This window comes from Inquilinus ginsengisoli, assembly GCF_031453975.1.
Taxonomy (GTDB): domain Bacteria; phylum Pseudomonadota; class Alphaproteobacteria; order DSM-16000; family Inquilinaceae; genus Inquilinus; species Inquilinus ginsengisoli_A.
Map to the genome: position 1 here is coordinate 373,132 of NZ_JAVDPW010000004.1, position 16,444 is coordinate 389,575.

Below are 16,444 nucleotides of genomic sequence, written 5' to 3' on the forward strand. Positions count from 1 at the left end.
CGCCGCCGCGCCAAGCCGCGCGCTCCGGTTGTTGCCGCCGAATTCGAGCGCAAGCGATCGGGGGGAATCGCAAGATTCGGGTCGCCCGCCGGCGAATTTGAGAGCAAGGGTCGGAGTGCTTGCGGTCCAGCGACCCGTCATGGTCGGCGGACGGATGGGCGACCCGCCCGTCGAACCAGGAGCGCCACCATGGGTCACATCGCCCCGACCACCACTTTCACCGATCAGGATGCGCGCTGGCAGGCCGTGCAGCAGCGCGACCATGCCGCCGACGGCGCCTTCGTCTATTCCGTGCGCACCACCGGGATCTATTGCCGGCCGAGCTGCCCGTCGCGCCGGGCCCGGCCGGAGAATGTGGCGTTCCACGCCGATTGCGCCGCGGCCGAGCGCGCCGGCTTCCGCGCCTGCCGCCGCTGTCGCCCGAACGAATCCTCACTGGCCGAGCGCCAGTCGGCGCTGGTGGTCGCGGCCTGCCGCATGATCGAGACCGCCGAGGAGGTGCCGAGCCTGGACGCGCTGGCCGAGGCCGCGGGGCTGAGCCGGTTCCATTTCCACCGCATGTTCAAGGCGATCACCGGCGTCACGCCCAAGGCCTATGCCGATGCGCATCGCGGCGACCGCATGCGTGAGGAGCTGGCCCAGACCGCGACGGTGACCGAGGCGATCTACGGCGCCGGCTTCAACTCCAACGGCCGCTTCTACGCCGCGGTGCCGGAACGGCTGGGCATGACCCCGACCGCGTTCCGCGACGGCGGCACCGGCACCGAGATCCGCTTCGCCATCGGCCAGTGCCGGCTGGGGGCCATCCTGGTGGCGGCCACCGCGAAGGGCATCGTCGCCATCCAGTTCGGCGACGACCCGCAGGCGCTGCTGGAGGGGCTGCAGGACCGCTTCCCCAAGGCCCGGCTGGTCGGCGGCGACGCCGAATTCGAACAGCTGGTCGCCCGGGTGGTCGGCTTCGTCGAGGCGCCGTCGGGCGGGCTGGATCTGCCGCTGGACGTCCGCGGCACCGCCTTTCAGCAGAAGGTGTGGCAGGCGCTGCGGGGCATCCCGGCCGGCACCACCGCCAGCTATGCCGAGATCGCGGCGCGGATCGGCCGGCCCAAGGCGGTGCGCGCGGTGGCCCAGGCCTGCGCCGCCAACGACATCGCCGTGGCCATCCCCTGCCACCGCGTGGTGCGGGCGGACGGCGCCCTGTCCGGCTATCGCTGGGGCGTCGCCCGCAAGCGTGCCCTGCTGGACCGCGAGGCCAGCTGAGGATCCGACCCGCGCGGATGGGAAGCCATCCGCGCGGGTCATCCGATCAGTCGAGGTCGACGGGGAGCGAGGGCTTGCCCTTCTGGGTCCAGGTGCCGCTGAGTCCGGCATCCGGCCTCAGGCGCAGGTCGAACACGGCTTCGACGCCACCTTCAGGCCGTTCGGTGAAGCGATAGCCGCCATCCGCGCCCTTCTGGCCCTGCAGCTCGATATATTTGGCCTGACTGTCATAGAAATAGGCGGCCCCGATCGAGCCGTCGTCATAGACCCGCTCCACCACGAAGGTGATCGGGTAGCGCCCGCCCAGGCGCCCGCGCAGGACAGCACGATCGAGTCCCTGGCGCCGAACCGGGCAATCCGTCCGCCGAACGATCAGCAGGCACCGCCCATAGTCGCTCAGCAGCGGGGCGAGATCGGCGTAGCGATAGCTGTTCTCGAAATCCCAGAGGTCGTCGACCGCCTGGTTGACATGCGCGGCGCAGTGCCCGCGGATGACCGTCAGCTGATCCCGTCCCAGCCTCAGCTGGTCGTCGGCCATGTCGGCTTCGGCGACCGAATCCCGGCAATCGGCATAGATCGACCGCTGCTCCTCCGCGGTCTCGGCATCGTCGCTGATGCGAAGGCTATCCGACGCATCCGTGCCCGAGGTCCGGCTGTCGGGGACGGTCTGGCCGGCGAGAAAGGCGTCGATGCGCCGGGTCCTGGCCTCCGACACCCGTTGCCGGAAGGTCGCCATACCCTTGCCGGACAACAGATCGGTCAGCCGGATCGGGAAGCCCGACGCGGTCTCGAAATTGTAAGAACTGGCGCCCTGGGAGGGATAGGCCCCCATGTATTCGCCGCTGACGACCAGGCTGAGAAAGCCCGGCAGGTTGGAGAAGACCTCGTAGTCCATCGAGGTGGTGCCTTGCCAGCCCTCGGTCGGCCAGACGTCCTCGAACGCCGTCTTGCGGTAGCGGCCGGGCAGCTTGTGCAGTTCCACCGCCTGCAGCCAGGTGTTGATGCGCCGGGCGACGGCGCTGTCGCCGGCGACCACCGGAAAGCGGTATGTCGCCGCATCCAGGTCGGGACGGGTGGCGGCCAGGCTGTCGATCCGCATCTGGGCCTGGCCGCAAAGCGGCAGCAGGCCGACCAGGACGCCGGCCAGCATCGCGAGTCTGTTCATCGTCATCCGTCCTGTTGGCCCGGGATCAGGCCGCCGCGGCCTGGCGCTGCCGCCGTTCCGCCCAACGCTCGCCGAACTCGCCCAGCGCGTCGACCACGGCGCGCAGGCGGTGGCCTTCCTCGGTCAGCGCATACTCCACCCGCACCGGGACTTCGGGATGGATGGTGCGGGACACGAATCCCGCCTCCTCCAGCGCCCGCAGGTCCAGCGTCAGCATGCGCTGGGAGATTCCCGGCATCAGCCGCCGCAACTCGCTGAACCGCCTGGTCCCGTCCAGGAGATAGTAGATCAACACGATGCGCCAACGCCCGCCGAGCAGGCGCATCGCATCTTCCATCGGGCAACCCGAGACGCTTTCCTTCATCGCGCAACTCCCAGTATAAAATTTGTACCAACCTAACAATATTGTGCTTTCTTTACAATATATACTGATGTCGGCACGGTTCCGCCATAGACCTTGACCAACCAGAAAGATCATTCGCAATGGAACCGGTGCTTTTCTACGGCATTCCGCATGGCTGCTCCTTCGGATCGATCGTCGCGTTGGAGTGGCTGGGCCAGCCCTACCGCCTGAGCCGCATCGACATGCTGGCCAGCCCGGCGCCATACGGCCGGGTGAACGCCAGCCGGGAGACCCCGACGCTGCTGCTGGAGGACGGCGAGACGCTGAGCGAGAGCTTCGCCATCCTGCAGCACATCGCCGCCCGCGACCTCGACCGCAAGCTGGGCTTTCCCCAGGGCACTCGCGCGCATGACCGGCTCAACCGCACCCTCGCCTATCTCCACACCAGCTTCCACTCGGCCTTCGCGCCGGCCTGGATCGCGTACAAGCTGGCCGAGGGCGACCCGGCGAAGGCGGTGCTGCGCGACATCGCCCATGACAAGGCGGCGAAGGGCTACGCCCATCTCGAAGCCCTGCTGGCCGGCCGCGACTGGCTGGATGGCGGCGATGGCAGGACCGTCGCCGATGCCTATCTGGTCGGGATCGCCCGCTGGGGCGAGGATCTCAGCCTGTTCGAGCTGGCGCGGGAGTACCCGCGCGTCCACGCCCATCTGCAGAAGCTGGAGGCGGACCCGGCGGTGATCTTCGCCCATGCGATCGAGGACGGGCTTCCCGCCACGACCAGCGGCCGGTTCCTCGGCCACGTCTCGCTGGAGGAGCTGGTGCCGCGCCTGGCCGCCTGACCCCGAACGAAAACGGGCCCCCGAAGGGGCCCGTCCGATCTCGCTGGTGCCTGCGATCAGCCGAAGACACGCGCCAGGGCCTGCTGCAGCCGCTCGCGCGCCGCCTCGGCTTCGGCGCGGCGCTCGCGCTGCTCCTCCACCACCTCGTCAGGCGCCTTCTCCAGGAACTGGGCGTTGCCGAGCTTGCGATCGACCTTCTCGACCTCGCCGGCCAGCCGGTCGATCTCCTTGGTCAGCCGCGCCCGCTCCTTGTCGAGATCGATGATCCCGGCCAGGGGCAGCACCAGCGTCGCCTCGTCGATCACCGCCTGCGCCGCGCCCTTCGCCGGCGCCGCATCGGACACATCGATCGCGGCCAGCCGCGCCAGGCGTCGGATCAGCGCGCCGTGGGTGTCGAGCCGGCGCTGCGTCTCCGCCGAGGCGTCGCGCAAAGTCGCGGTCAGCTCGGCCGCCGGCGGCACATTCATCTCCGACCGGATGGTGCGGATCGCCGAGATCAGGCGGATCACCCAGTCCATCTCGGCCGCCGCCTGGCTGTCGACCAGCCCGGCGGGATACTCCGGCCAGGGCTGGGTCATCAGCGTGGCGTCGCCGCGGTCAGCCAAATGCCGCCACAGCTCCTCGGTCTCGAACGGCATGATCGGGTTGAACAGGTGCAGGATCTGCTCCAGCGCCCAGGCCGCGGTGGCGCGGGTCTCGGCCTTCGCCGCCTCGTCGCCGCCGGAGAACACCGGCTTGGCGAATTCCAGGTACCAGTCGCAGAAGCCGTTCCAGGTGAACTGGTACAGCACCGACGCCGCCTCGCTGAAGCGGAAACCCTCCAGCGCCGCCGCCGCCTTCTCCGCCGCCTTCGCCACCTCGCCGACGATCCAGCGGTTCAGCGTCAGTTTGTTCGCCGCCGGATCATAGCCGGGCACCGGCCGGCACTCGTTCATCTCGCAGAAGCGCGCGGCGTTCCAAATCTTGGTCGCGAAGTTGCGATAGCCCTCGACCTGCTGCGGCCCGAGCTTGATGTCGCGGCCGGCGGCCAGCGACACCAGGGTCATGCGCAGCGCGTCGGTGCCGTAGCTGTCGACCAGCTCCAGCGGGTCGATGACGTTGCCCTTGGACTTCGACATCTTCTGGCCCTTCTCGTCGCGGACCAGGGAGTGGAAGTACACGGTGCGGAACGGCACCTCGCCCATGAAATGGAGACCCATCATCATCATCCGGGCGACCCAGAAGAAGATGATGTCGAAGCCGGTCACCAGCACGTCGCCTGGGTAGTAGCGCCGCAGCTCCGGCGTCTTGTCCGGCCAGCCCAGGGTCGAGAACGGCCACAGGGCGGAGGAGAACCAGGTGTCGAGCACGTCGGTCTCGCGCGTCAGCTCGACCGGCTCGCCGTAGTGGTTCTCGGCCGCGGCCTTGGCTTCGGCCTCGCTCTCCTCGACGAAGATCTTGCGGTCCGGCCCATACCAGGCCGGAATCTGGTGGCCCCACCACAGCTGGCGGCTGATGCACCAGGGCTGGATGTTGCGCATCCACTCGAAGAAGATGCCTTCCGCCATCTTCGGCAGCAGCACGGTCTTGCCCTGCTCCACCGATTCGATCGCCGGCTTGGCCAGGATCTCGGCCTTCAGGTACCACTGCTCGGTCAGATACGGCTCGATCGGCACGCCGCCGCGGTCGCCATGCGGCACCGCATGGACATGGTCCTCGATCTTCTCGACCAGGCCGAGCGCCTCGAGGTCGGCGACCACGCGCTTGCGCGCCTCGTAGCGGTCGAGGCCGCGATAGGCCTCCGGCACCTCGTCGTTCAGCCGCGCTTCCTCGTCGAGGATGTTGATCAGCGGCAGGTTGTGCCGGCGACCAACCTCGAAATCGTTGAAATCATGCGCCGGGGTGATCTTCACCGCGCCCGAGCCCTTCTCGGGGTCGGAGTATTCGTCGGCCACGATCGGGATGCGGCGGCCGACCAGCGGCAGGACGGCATTTTTGCCGACCAGGTCCTTGTAGCGCTCGTCATCCGGGTGCACCGCCACGGCAGCGTCGCCCAGCATCGTCTCCGGCCGGGTGGTGGCGACGGTGATGTAGCGCCCTTCCTCGCCCTCGATCGGGTAGCGGAAGTGCCAGAGATGGCCCCTGGTCTCCTTCTGCTCGACCTCGAGGTCGGAGACCGAGGTGCGCAGCTTCGGGTCCCAGTTGACCAGCCGCTTGTCGCGGTAGATCAGGCCCTCGCGGTGCAGCTGGACGAACACCTTGACCACGGCGCGGGACAGGCCCTCGTCCATGGTGAAGCGCTCGCGCGCCCAGTTCGGGGTGGCGCCGAGCCGGCGGAGCTGGCTGGTGATGGTGCCGCCGGACTGCGCCTTCCACTCCCAGACCTTCTCCAGAAAGCCATCACGGCCGAGGTCCTGGCGCTTGACGCCCTGCTTCGCCAGCTCGCGCTCGACCACCATCTGGGTGGCGATGCCGGCATGGTCCGTGCCCGGCTGCCACAGCGCATCGCGGCCGCGCCGCCGGTTGAACCGCGTCAGCACGTCCTGCAGGGTCATGTTGAAGGCATGGCCCATGTGCAGGCTGCCGGTCACGTTCGGCGGCGGCATCATGATGGTGAAGGGGGTCGCGTTCGACTGGACATCGTTGGCGAAGGCGCCGCTATTCTCCCATTCCGGATACAGCTTGGCCTCGACGTCGCGCGGCGCGTAGGTCTTGTCCAGCATGGCTGAACCTTCCGTGTTCTCTGAAATCTTAGGATGAAGGCGTCGGGTCGGGGGTCGGCTCAGCGCCGTACGGCGCCGTTGGCGATGCGGGATACTTCCCGTTCGACCGCCTGCTCGACCAGCCGCGGCAGGTTGGCGTCGAGCCATTCCTTCAGGAGCGGCCGCAGCATCTCGCGGACCAGGTCGTCGACCGTCTGGCTCTTGTGCACCGCCACCGCGGCCGGGGCGGCCGCCGCGTTCAACCGGGCCAGGGCCGCCAGCGCCGCGCTGGCGCTGGCCGGCGACACCACCGACTCGTCCTCCGGCGCCGATTCGGCGGCCGGCGGCGCGGCGACCGGGCGCGGATCGTCCAGCGCCTCGGTCAGCTCCAGCACATCGTCATCCGCCGATAGGGAGGGGGCCGAAGTCTGCGGACGCACCACCTCTGCCGCCACGGTCCGGCCACGGGCCGGATCGTCCTCGGTGATCATGCGCCGGATGGAGGCCAGGATCTCCTCCATCGACGGCTCCTGCTGTGCCCGCGTCTCGCTCATCCCTTCGCCGCCTTCACCCTACATTTCGGCGCACCATAGGCACCCGGCCCACCGCTGCAAAGCCACAGCAGCGACGAGGCCGAGACCAGGGTGCGCCGTCGGTCCTTACTCGTCGATCGACGTGCCGATCCAGCGCGCGCGGGTGGACTGATAGTCCGGCTCCGGGTCATAGACCTGGACCGGCAGGGCAAGATCCCGTGCGGTCAGGGTGCCGATCGCGTTCAGCAGCTGATAGCCGGCCACCACCTCGTTGCGCCGTGCCTGCACCAGGTTGAGCTGGGCGTTGAGCAGGTTCTGCTGCTCGGTCAGCACGTCGAGCACGGTGCGCGACCCGACCGCGGCTTCCTGCTGCAGGCCTTCCACCGCCAGCTGCTCGGCCTTGACCGCGGCCTGGAACGACTTGATCGCGGCCCGCGCGGTGACCAGCGCCTGCCAGGACTGCACCGCCGCCTGGATTGCGATGCGGCGCTGGCTCTCGATCTGGATCCGCTTCTGGCCGTGGGTGTAGCGCGCCTGGCGGACCTTCGATTCCTGGTTGCCGGCCGAATAGATCGGAATGGTCAGCTGCGCGATGATCGAAGCCGAATCGATCCGCGACTGCGCCCCGGTGCCGCTGGCGGGATGGGAGACCGTCGAATACTGACGCTGCAGGCGGGCCTGGACCGTCAGCTGCGGCAGCAGGGCGCCGAACTGCAGGTCGATGCTGTCGGCGGCGGCGCGTTCGGTGAACAGCGCCGCGACAATGCCCGGGTTGTTGGCCTGGGCCCGCTGGATCGCGTCCTGCATCGAGGTCGGCAGGCGGCCCGGCACCGCCGGCGTCTCCAACGTTCCCGGCGGCTGGCCGACGAAGCGCTCAAAGGTCGCGCGGTTGGCGCGCAGCGTGCCTTCCGCCTCGACCCGCTGGGCGACGGCGCTGGCCAGGCTGGCCTCGGACTGGCTGACGTCGGTGCGGGTCACCTCACCGACATTGAAGCGGTCCTGGGTGGCCTGGAGCTGGCGGCTCAGCTGCGATTCGTTGGTGCGCTGCACGTCGAGCGCCGCCTGGGCCTGGACCACATCGGCATAGGCGGTGGCGGCGTCGAGCAGCACCGTCTGCTCCGTGGTCTGAACCACGGCGCGGGTGGCCTGGACCGTGTTCTCGGCGTTGTTGACCGACGCTTCGGTCTGGCCGCCGGTGTAGATCGGCTGGGTCACGGTGATGCCGAGCGTGGCCGGGTTCACCTCGTGCCAGTAGCCTTCACGGCCGCCGGCGCCCAAGGGGTTGCCGCTGAGGCCTGCAGTCGCCGTATTGAACTGGCTCAGCTTTCCCGGCTTGTCGCTGGTCGTGTTGGTGAACTGGCTTTCGATGCTGGCGCTGGCGCTGACCGTCGGCCGGTAGTTCGACAGCGCCTGGGCGACGCCTTCGTTGACCGCCTTCAGATTGGCGATGTCGGCGGCCAGGTCCGGGTTGGTCGCATAGGCCGAGGCCAGCGCCTCGGTCATCGACTGGGCCGAGGCCGGTGCGGCACCCCACAGCAACGCGACCGTCAGCGCCGTGGTGGAGAGCCCGAGACGTCCATACCGTTTCATCGTCAATACCGTCCCATGGTTGGATCGACCTCGCGCGCCCAGGCGTCGATGCCGCCGCGCAGATTGACCGCGTTGTCCATGCCCCTCGCCGAAAGCCATCGCACCACCTGCGCGCTGCGCCCCCCGTGGTGACACATGACGACAACCGGGCGATCGCCCGGGATCTCCTCCAGCCGGACCGGAATCTCGGCCATCGGAATGTCGAGCGTGCCGTCGAGCCGGCACGCCGCCAGCTCCTGCGGCTCGCGCACGTCCACGACGCAATGGCTGGCACCGCTGCGCCGCCACTCCGCCAAGGTCGCCACGTCGATCTCTTCCTGCTGCACCCGATACCCCGCCGCCGCGCTCAGAACTGGAAGGCCGGCTTGCGTTCGAAGCCGGGCAAGGTCGCCGTCGCCGCGTCGAACAGCGGGCGCTGCGACACGGTGCCGTCGATTGCGGTGAACATCATAGCACGGGCCACACGGTCGCCGTCATCCACGACGGTGAGCAGACGGCCGCCCGGCACCAGTTGCGCGGTCAGCGCCGCCGGAACCGCCGACACCGCGCCGTCGACCAGGATCACCTCGTAGGGCCCTTCGGCCGGCCAGCCCGCGGCCAGCGGCCCTTCGACCAGGGCAACGCCGTGGACGCCGAGATCGGCCAGCGCGGCGCGCGCCGCGGCCAGCTGCGCCTTGTCCTGCTCCAGCGCCACCACCTTGGCCGCCAGCCGGGCAAGGATCGCGGCGCTGTAGCCGGTGCCGGCGCCGACGACCAGGACCCGGCTGTCCGGGCCGATCGCGGCATCGTTCAGCATCCGGGCCAGGATTCGCGGCTCCATCACCACCCGGCCGCCGCCGATCGCGACATCCTGATCGACATAGGCCACGCCGCGCCGGTCGGGCGGCACGAAACGCTCGCGCGGCACCGCCATCATCGCATCCGTCAAGGCGATGTCGGTCACCTTGTTGGGCTTGATCTGGCTTTCGACCATGTTGTAGCGGGCGGCTGCGTAGTCGACCATGAGGATCCGCACATCTGATGACGGAGAGCCCGGGCGGCCGGATAGCCGCCACGGCTCAGACGCTGCGGTTATATCGGCGTTCGCGCCCGCAACACAATCCATGTGATGCAGGTCGGGCCATGTGATGCAGGTCATGCACCGTCATGTCGGCGATCGGGCGGCGGCCGCAAAGAAAGAGACATGTTCATCTCTTGACCCCGCTTCATGCCGGACGATATACGGGGGCCGCCGTCGGGGCGCGATGGCTGAGTGGTCAAGCAGCGGACTGCAAATCCGTGCACGCCGGTTCGATTCCGGCTCGCGCCTCCAACGGCCTCCCCCCCTTCTTGGATCGGCAGGCGTGAAGCCGCTCTGCACCCGGCAGAGACGGCTTCGGCAAGGTGCCGGCCTAGACCGACGGGCTGCGGCCGTGGGGGCGGACGATGCGCTCCTCCGGGATGCCCTGGCGGAGCAGCCCCTCGGCGATGTTGCCTTCCGACTGAAAGCTCGACAGGACGATCTTCCGGCTGTCGGCCAGCACCTCGGCCGGCGCGATGACCCGATGCGGCCCCAGCGTGTGCCCGTGCTTCTGCGGGTCACGGTCGGTGATCGCCCGAACCCGGGTGCGGGTGTTCAGCGACGTCCGTTCCAGCAGGGTCGAGGTGTGCAGGCCCGCCCCCCAGACATAGACCTCCTCCCCCGGCGCCAGGGCCGCGTGCAGCTTCGCATCCGCCGCGTCCCAGCGGCCCTGCTCGACCGCGGCAAAGGCGCGGTGGAAGGCCATGTTCTTCCCGTGGGCATTCACGATCGCGGCGTCCGGCTGCGGCGCCTGCTTCCGGGCCAGCACGGTGATCACCGGATAGCAGTAGTATTCGAGCGAGGTGTTGATCGGCGCCTGCAGGACATCGAAGCCGATCCGCTTCAGCAGGTTGCCGATGGTGACCTCGTCGAAATAATTGACGTGCTCCATCATGAAGAAGCCGGGCGGATTGATCTCCGGCGCCGCGAGGCAGGGGACCTCGAACATCAGGAGCCCGCCGGGCGCCAGCGCCTCGTGCACCAGATTCAGCGTCTCCACCGGGTCGTAGACGTGCTCCAGCACATGCGAGAAGGTGATCAGGTCCTGGTTGCCGCGCTGCGGCAGCGACTCCTCGCCGGAGCCCAGATCCATGGCGATGTCGTTCCGGTCCCGCGCCTGCTCCACCGCCTTGGGCGACAGGTCGCAACCGGCGACGGCCCAGCCCTGCTTGCGGAAATGCCACAGCATCGAGCCGGTCGCGGCGCCGACGTCGTACATGCGGCCCGGCTTGATCCCCTCGATCCGCACCAGCTCCAACATGCGGCGTGCCGTCGGGTTCAGCGGCGGCTCGCCGTCGCCGAAGGCGGTGTAGTTCGAGAAGGTCGAGTATTGCCGCATCATGGTCTCGGGCGAAACCGCCGGGTCCTGCAGGGTCATGCCGCAGCCGGAACAGCAGCGCATGCCGAAGGTTACATGCCCGAGCCCGCAGACATCGATCGCCGTTTGGAACACCGTCTCGCCGTCATGGGAGCCGCAGATGAAACACGCACGAGAAATGGTTCCGTTGATCATACGCCGCCCCTGAAAAAATAAAGTCCGGACCATGCAAAGCTGGCGGCCGGCATACTACAGAGCGGTGGGAAGGCTGTCACCATGCCGGCCAGGTGGTTGATCCCGGCACGGTTCGGGTCGCGCTGGAACCGGATGCCGCCAAAAAAGAATGGTCGGAGGCGAATGGGAGGCTTGGCACGGCGGGGCGAGGTTGCTATAAGCCGCGCCACCAACAGCCCGGCGAAATCCGGCGCTCATGTTCCCTGGTAGCTCAGTTGGTAGAGCAGCTGACTGTTAATCAGCGGGTCACTGGTTCGAGTCCAGTCCAGGGAGCCATCTTCCCCCATCTTAAAAGATCCCGTCGGCTGGCCGCATTGGCCTGAATCCGGCGCAGAGCAGGCCGGCGCCCCCCGGGTCACGCCGCGCCGGGCTTGCCCCCTGGCTGCGACGAGGTCTCGAACAACCGGCCGATCAGGGCCTTGGCGTCGTCCTGGATCTGCCGCAGGTGGTCCTCGCTGCGGAAGCTCTCGGCGTAGATCTTGTAGACGTCCTCGGTGCCGGACGGCCGCGCCGCGAACCAGCCATTCTCGGTCACCACCTTGATGCCGCCGAAGGGCTGGCCGTTGCCCGGCGCCGCGGTCAGCGTCTGCCGCACCGGCTCGCCGCCGAGCTGGCGCGCATCCAGCCGTTCCGGCGTCAGCCCCTTGAACACCTTCTTCTGCTCAGCCGTCGCCGGCGCGTCCGCCCGGGCGTAATAGGCGGTGCCCAGCTCGTCGGTGAGCCCGGTGTAGAGCTCGCTGGGGTCGCGGCCGGTGACCGCGGTGATCTCGGCCGCCAGCAGGCCGAGAATCAGCCCGTCCTTGTCCGTCGTCCACACCGTGCCGTCCTTGCGCAGGAAGGAGGCGCCGGCGCTCTCCTCCCCGCCGAATCCGACCGAGCCGTCGCTGAGGCCGTCGACGAACCATTTGAAGCCGACCGGCACCTCGAGCAGGCGGCGGCCCAGCTGCGCCGTGACCCGGTCGATCATGCTGCTGCTGACCAGCGTCTTGCCGACGGCGCTGTCGGCGCGCCAGCCCTTGCGGTGGCCGAAGAGGTAGGAGATCGACGCTGCCAGGAAATGATTCGGGTTCATCAGCCCGGCGGTGCGGGTGACGATGCCGTGGCGGTCGGCGTCGGTGTCGTTGGCGAAGGCCACGTCGAACTGGTCGCGCAGGCCCAGCAGCCGGGTCATGGCGTAGGGCGAGGAGCAATCCATGCGGATCTTCCCGTCCCAATCGGCCGTCATGAAGCGGAAGGTCGGGTCGACGATGTCGCTGACCACGGTGGCGGCGATGCCGGTGCGTTCGATTAGCGGCGCCCAGTAATGGACCGCCGCGCCGCCCAGCGGATCGATGCCGATCCTGACGCCGGAGGACCGGATGGCGTCGAGGTCGACGACGCTGCCGAGGTCGCCGACATAGCCGCCGACATAATCGTGGCGATGGGTCGATGACGCCCGCAGCGCGCGCTGGTGCGGGATCCGTAGCACGCCGTCGAGCGACCGCTCGATCAGCTCATTCGCGGTGCGCTCGATCCAGCCGGTCACCTCGGTGTCGGCTGGGCCCCCGTTCGGGGGGTTGTACTTGAAGCCGCCATCCTCGGGCGGGTTGTGCGAGGGCGTGACCACGATGCCGTCGGCCAGCCCTGAGGTCCGGCCCCGGTTGTAGCCGAGGATCGCATGCGAGACGGCGGGCGTCGGGGTGTAGCCGCCATCCTGGTCGATCATGGTGTCGACGCCGTTGGCGGCCAGCACCTCCAGCGCGGTGGCCAGCGCCGGTTCGGACAGCGCGTGGGTGTCTATGCCGATGAACAGCGGCCCGTCGATCCCGGCGCGCTTGCGGTACAGGCAGATCGCCTGGGTGACGGCGAGAATGTGGGTCTCGTTGAAGCTGCCGGCAAAAGCGGATCCGCGATGCCCCGACGTGCCGAAGGCGACGCGCTGGGCGGGGATCCCGGGGTCGGGCCTGGTCGCGAAATAGGCCGTCACCAGCCGCGGCACATTGACGAGATCCGACGGATTGACGGGCTTTCCCGCAAGCGGACTCACCATCTGAACGATCCCCTGGGCTGAACCGTGGAGCCGACACCTGCCAGCAAATTGCGCCAGCCTTCGACAGCTGTAAACGGCGGTGGCCGCTTTTGGATCCCCGGGATCGCAACCCGGCTGCAACCCAGGGCGACCCTCAAACGATCGAGACATCGGGTGGCTGACGCATAAGTTATTTAACTTAAAATACATGTATATTGTAAATATTTTCCACTTGATTCTCATATAAATTGGATAATCTACTGTCGCCAACGGGCCGCTCGAAGCGGGCCTCGTGGCTGCCGGTGGAACCATGCCGGCCATCCAGATCGTCGAGGAGTGCGCCATGCGCCGCAGGCATATGATTCTGAGCGCGTTTTTCTTCAATCCGCAGGGCGACCACCGGATGTCCTGGCGCCATCCCCGCGCGCCCGGCCGCGAGGTCTTCGGCCTCGACTATTACCGCAAACTGGCCGAGGCGGCGGAGCGGGCGAAGCTGGACACGCTGTTCATCGCCGACCATGTCGCGATCTGGGATTCGGTCGAAAGCGGCGTCGCCCACTACGCCAATGCGCGGCTGGAGCCGCTGACCCTGCTGTCGGCGCTGTCCGCCGTCACCAGCCATATCGGGCTGATCGCCACCGCGTCGTCCTCCTACAGCGAGCCGTACAACCTGGCCCGCACCTTCGCCTCGCTCGATCATCTCAGCGGCGGGCGCGCCGCCTGGAACGTCGTGACCTCGGCGATGGACGAGGAGGCGCTCAATTTCGGGCGGGACGGCAACATCGAGCACGCCCATCGCTACGACCGGGCCGCCGAATACCTCGATGCCGTCACAGCGCTGTGGGATTCCTGGGAGGACGAGGCGGTGCTGCTCGACCGGGAATCGGGCTACTTCGCCGACCCCGGGAAGGTGCATCGCATCGACCATGCCGGGCCGCACTTCAAGGTGCGCGGCCCCCTGAACGTGCCGCGGCCGCCGCAGGGCCACCCGCTGATCGTCCAGGCCGGATCGTCAGAGGCGGGCAAGGACCTGGCCGCCGCCTATGCCGACGTCCATTTCGCCATCATCCGCAGCATCGACGAGGGCCTGCGCTACCGCGCCGACATCAACGCCCGGCTGGCGAAGCACGGCCGTGCTCCGGAAAGCTTCAAGATCCTGCCCGGCATCCTGCCCATCGTCGCCGGTTCGGCCGATGAGGCGAAGGAGCGGCAGGAATTCCTGGAGACGCTGCTGCCGGAGCGGGTCGGCATCGACCTGCTGTCGAGCTGGGCCGGCATCGACCTGTCGGCCTATCCGCCGGACGGGCCGCTGCCGGAGCTGCCGGACGAGAGCACCTTCAATGGCGGACGCACCTCGCTGAACCGGGTGCGCGGCCTGGCAAACCAGAACCTGTCGATCCGCCAGATCGCCCGCAAGCTGGCCAACAGCGGTTCGATGCCCACCGTGGCCGGCACCGCCAAGGAGGTGGCCGACCAGCTGGAGGCATGGTTCGTGGCCGGCGCGGTCGACGGCTACAACCTGATGTTCCCGCTGCTGCCCGAGGATTGGGTCAACTTCACCGAGACCGTGGTGCCGGAGCTGCAGCGCCGCGGCGTGTTCCGTCAGGAATACGAGCCCGGCACCCTGCGCGACCGCCTGGGCCTGTCCCGGCCGCCCAACCGCTTCGCCGTCGCCCGCGACACCCACCGCGCCGCGTCCTGAGCGTTCCCCGACACCGCTGCGTTTCCCCATCAAGAGAGACAGCCATGATCACGCGTCGCCGGAATCTCGACATCCTCCGCCGCCAGTCCGGCGCGCTGTGGAATGCCGCGGTGGATGAATTCGCCGCCGGCGCACTCGGCCGCCGCGACCTGATGCGCTACGCCGCCCTGCTGGGCCTGGCGGGAACCGCGACCGGCCTGCTGGCGCCGGGCGCACGGGCCCAGGCGCAGGCCGGCAAGCCCGGCGGCATCGTCCGCGTCGGCCTGCTGACGCCAACCGGCGCGATAGACCCGGTGACCATCGGCGACCCGCCCAGCATCGGCCTGCTGACCCAGGTCGGCGAATACCTGATCGTCGACGATCCCGACCTGACGCTGCGCCCCGGCCTGGCCGAAAGCTGGAAGAGCGACCCCGCCGCGAAGCTGTGGACCGTCACCATCCGCCAGGGCGTCAAGTTCCATGACGGGCGGGGCCTGAGCGCCCGCGACGTGGTCGCGACCTTCGAACGCCTGACCGACCCGGCCAACGGCTCCGCCTCGCTGTCGATCCTCGCCGGCATCCTGTCCAAGGGCGGCACCAGGCAGGTCGACGACCACACGGTGGAATTCCATCTCGACGCGCCGAACGGCAACTTCCCCTACCTGATCTCGTCCGACACCTACAACGCGATCATCCTGCCGGCGGATTATGCCGGCGACTTCGAGAAGAATTTCGTCGGCACCGGGCCGTTCCGGCTGGAGCAGTACAGCCCCAAGGTCGGCGCCAGCTTCGTCCGCAATCCTGACTACTGGGGCCCGCCGGCCCTGCCCGACCGCGTGGAATTCACCTTCTTCGCCGACGAGCCGTCGCAGGTGCTGGCGATCCAGGCCGGCCAGGTCGACATCATCAACTACTCGCCCCAGGGCGGCCAGGCGCTGCTGAACGACCCCGCCTTCCGGATCCTCCGGATCGGATCGAGCGCCCACACCCAGGTCCATCTCGGCACCGACCAGGGGCCGTTCCAGGACAAGCGCATCCGCCAGGCCCTGGCGCTGAGCCTGAACCGCGAGGGGCTGGTGAAGGGCCTGCTGCAGGGCCAGGGCACGGTCGGCAACGACAGCCCGTTCTCGCCGCTGTTCTCATCGACCGACCCGGCGGTCCCGCAGCGCAAGCAGGACATCGCCAAGGCCAAGGAACTGCTGGCCGCGGCGGGCGTGCCGGACGGCTTCGCGGTGACGCTGACCACCGAGAAATACGACGAGATCCCGGACTATGCGGTGCTGATCCAGAACGCGGCGCGGCAGATTGGCATCGCCATCGACCTCAAGATCGAGGACCAGGCGGCCTATTACGGCAAGGCCACCTACGGCCAGTCGGACTGGCTCGACTCCGTGCTCGGCATCACCGATTACGGCCATCGCGGCATCCCGAACGCGGTGCTGAACGCGTCATTCCGCAGCACCGGTAGTTGGAACGCGGCGCATTTCAAGAACCCGGACTACGATCGGCTGCTCGCCGACTACACCTCGGCGATCGACCTGCCTGCACAGCGCGCCGCCGCGGGCAAGCTGCAGGCCTTCCTGCTGGAGGAGACGCCGGTGATCATCTCCTACTTCTCCGACTCACTGAAGGTCACCAGCGCGGCGCTGAGCGGCGTCCGCTACACCGCGATCTCGCAGCTCTACTTCGACCAGGCGTCCTTCGCGTGACGGCAGGCGCCCGCCCGATGCCG

Annotated in this window: 13 protein-coding genes and 2 tRNA genes; 6 read left to right on the plus strand and 9 right to left on the minus strand. The window is 68.4% G+C overall.

Going from position 1 to position 16,444, the window contains the following annotated elements; all coding sequences use genetic code 11:
- The first annotated feature begins 189 nt into the window (after positions 1-189).
- Positions 190-1,257: a bifunctional DNA-binding transcriptional regulator/O6-methylguanine-DNA methyltransferase Ada gene (gene ada, locus E9232_RS13340; RefSeq protein WP_309794617.1), complete on the plus strand. Its 1,068-nt coding sequence runs from the start codon at positions 190-192 to the stop codon at positions 1,255-1,257.
- A gap of 46 nt (positions 1,258-1,303) precedes the next feature.
- Here the strand turns inward: ada and E9232_RS13345 are convergent, their stop codons facing one another.
- Positions 1,304-2,422: a hypothetical protein gene (locus E9232_RS13345; RefSeq protein WP_309794618.1), complete on the minus strand. Its 1,119-nt coding sequence runs from the start codon at positions 2,420-2,422 to the stop codon at positions 1,304-1,306.
- Positions 2,423-2,447: 25 nt separating this feature from the next.
- Entirely contained in the window at positions 2,448-2,786 is a 339-nt protein-coding gene (locus E9232_RS13350; RefSeq protein WP_309794619.1) for a winged helix-turn-helix transcriptional regulator, read from the minus strand.
- Positions 2,787-2,905: 119 nt separating this feature from the next.
- Here E9232_RS13350 and E9232_RS13355 point away from each other — a divergent pair, with 119 nt between their 5' ends.
- On the plus strand, positions 2,906-3,607 hold the full coding sequence (locus E9232_RS13355) for a glutathione S-transferase family protein (protein WP_309794621.1): 702 nt from the start codon (positions 2,906-2,908) through the stop codon (positions 3,605-3,607).
- 56 nt (positions 3,608-3,663) lie between these two features.
- Here the strand turns inward: E9232_RS13355 and E9232_RS13360 are convergent, their stop codons facing one another.
- The 5 genes from E9232_RS13360 to E9232_RS13380 form a co-directional block, all read right to left on the minus strand.
- On the minus strand, positions 3,664-6,309 hold the full coding sequence (locus E9232_RS13360; RefSeq protein ID WP_309794622.1) for a valine--tRNA ligase: 2,646 nt from the start codon (positions 6,307-6,309) through the stop codon (positions 3,664-3,666).
- A gap of 59 nt (positions 6,310-6,368) precedes the next feature.
- Complete coding sequence (locus E9232_RS13365) at positions 6,369-6,842, minus strand: DUF2497 domain-containing protein (RefSeq protein ID WP_309794623.1); 474 nt, start codon at positions 6,840-6,842, stop codon at positions 6,369-6,371.
- A 105-nt stretch (positions 6,843-6,947) separates the two neighbouring features.
- Positions 6,948-8,411 (minus strand): TolC family outer membrane protein, encoded by a 1,464-nt coding sequence (locus E9232_RS13370; RefSeq protein WP_309794624.1) that lies wholly within the window; start codon positions 8,409-8,411, stop codon positions 6,948-6,950.
- Between the two features lie 2 nt (positions 8,412-8,413).
- The gene (locus tag E9232_RS13375) at positions 8,414-8,737 is read right to left on the minus strand and encodes a rhodanese-like domain-containing protein (protein ID WP_309794625.1); all 324 of its coding nucleotides are present in this window, start codon (positions 8,735-8,737) and stop codon (positions 8,414-8,416) included.
- 20 nt (positions 8,738-8,757) lie between these two features.
- Positions 8,758-9,414 carry a protein-L-isoaspartate O-methyltransferase family protein gene (locus E9232_RS13380; RefSeq protein WP_309794626.1) on the minus strand — a complete coding sequence of 219 codons (657 nt, stop codon included), beginning with the start codon at positions 9,412-9,414 and terminating at the stop codon, positions 8,758-8,760.
- Positions 9,415-9,649: 235 nt separating this feature from the next.
- Here E9232_RS13380 and E9232_RS13385 point away from each other — a divergent pair.
- Positions 9,650-9,723, plus strand: a tRNA-Cys gene (locus E9232_RS13385).
- A 79-nt stretch (positions 9,724-9,802) separates the two neighbouring features.
- Here E9232_RS13385 and E9232_RS13390 read toward each other — a convergent pair.
- Positions 9,803-10,984, minus strand: a complete 1,182-nt coding sequence (locus E9232_RS13390) for a class I SAM-dependent methyltransferase (protein ID WP_309794627.1) — start codon at positions 10,982-10,984, stop codon at positions 9,803-9,805.
- Positions 10,985-11,223: 239 nt separating this feature from the next.
- Between E9232_RS13390 and E9232_RS13395 the strand changes: the two genes are divergently transcribed.
- Positions 11,224-11,299 (plus strand) — tRNA-Asn (locus E9232_RS13395).
- Between the two features lie 79 nt (positions 11,300-11,378).
- On the opposite strand, the gene pgm is transcribed toward E9232_RS13395, so the two are convergent.
- Complete coding sequence (pgm, locus tag E9232_RS13400; protein ID WP_309794628.1) at positions 11,379-13,052, minus strand: phosphoglucomutase (alpha-D-glucose-1,6-bisphosphate-dependent); 1,674 nt, start codon at positions 13,050-13,052, stop codon at positions 11,379-11,381.
- Positions 13,053-13,374: 322 nt separating this feature from the next.
- Between pgm and E9232_RS13405 the strand changes: the two genes are divergently transcribed.
- Both E9232_RS13405 and E9232_RS13410 read left to right on the plus strand, forming a co-directional pair.
- Positions 13,375-14,733, plus strand: coding sequence for an LLM class flavin-dependent oxidoreductase (locus E9232_RS13405; RefSeq protein ID WP_309794629.1), 1,359 nt, complete (start codon positions 13,375-13,377; stop codon positions 14,731-14,733).
- A 44-nt stretch (positions 14,734-14,777) separates the two neighbouring features.
- On the plus strand, positions 14,778-16,421 hold the full coding sequence (locus tag E9232_RS13410; RefSeq protein WP_309794631.1) for an ABC transporter substrate-binding protein: 1,644 nt from the start codon (positions 14,778-14,780) through the stop codon (positions 16,419-16,421).
- Positions 16,422-16,444 lie beyond the last annotated feature (23 nt).

Bases quoted from the DNA above. Each gene is read 5' to 3' on its own strand.
- ada (WP_309794617.1), top strand. From the start codon at position 190: ATGGGTCACATCGCCCCGACCACCACTTTCACCGATCAGGATGCGCGC.
- E9232_RS13345 (WP_309794618.1), bottom strand. From the start codon at position 2,422: ATGAACAGACTCGCGATGCTGGCCGGCGTCCTGGTCGGCCTGCTGCCG.
- E9232_RS13350 (WP_309794619.1), bottom strand. From the start codon at position 2,786: ATGAAGGAAAGCGTCTCGGGTTGCCCGATGGAAGATGCGATGCGCCTG.
- E9232_RS13355 (WP_309794621.1), top strand. From the start codon at position 2,906: ATGGAACCGGTGCTTTTCTACGGCATTCCGCATGGCTGCTCCTTCGGA.
- E9232_RS13360 (WP_309794622.1), bottom strand. From the start codon at position 6,309: ATGCTGGACAAGACCTACGCGCCGCGCGACGTCGAGGCCAAGCTGTAT.
- E9232_RS13365 (WP_309794623.1), bottom strand. From the start codon at position 6,842: ATGAGCGAGACGCGGGCACAGCAGGAGCCGTCGATGGAGGAGATCCTG.
- E9232_RS13370 (WP_309794624.1), bottom strand. From the start codon at position 8,411: ATGAAACGGTATGGACGTCTCGGGCTCTCCACCACGGCGCTGACGGTC.
- E9232_RS13380 (WP_309794626.1), bottom strand. From the start codon at position 9,414: ATGGTCGACTACGCAGCCGCCCGCTACAACATGGTCGAAAGCCAGATC.
- E9232_RS13390 (WP_309794627.1), bottom strand. From the start codon at position 10,984: ATGATCAACGGAACCATTTCTCGTGCGTGTTTCATCTGCGGCTCCCAT.
- pgm (WP_309794628.1), bottom strand. From the start codon at position 13,052: ATGGTGAGTCCGCTTGCGGGAAAGCCCGTCAATCCGTCGGATCTCGTC.
- E9232_RS13405 (WP_309794629.1), top strand. From the start codon at position 13,375: ATGCGCCGCAGGCATATGATTCTGAGCGCGTTTTTCTTCAATCCGCAG.
- E9232_RS13410 (WP_309794631.1), top strand. From the start codon at position 14,778: ATGATCACGCGTCGCCGGAATCTCGACATCCTCCGCCGCCAGTCCGGC.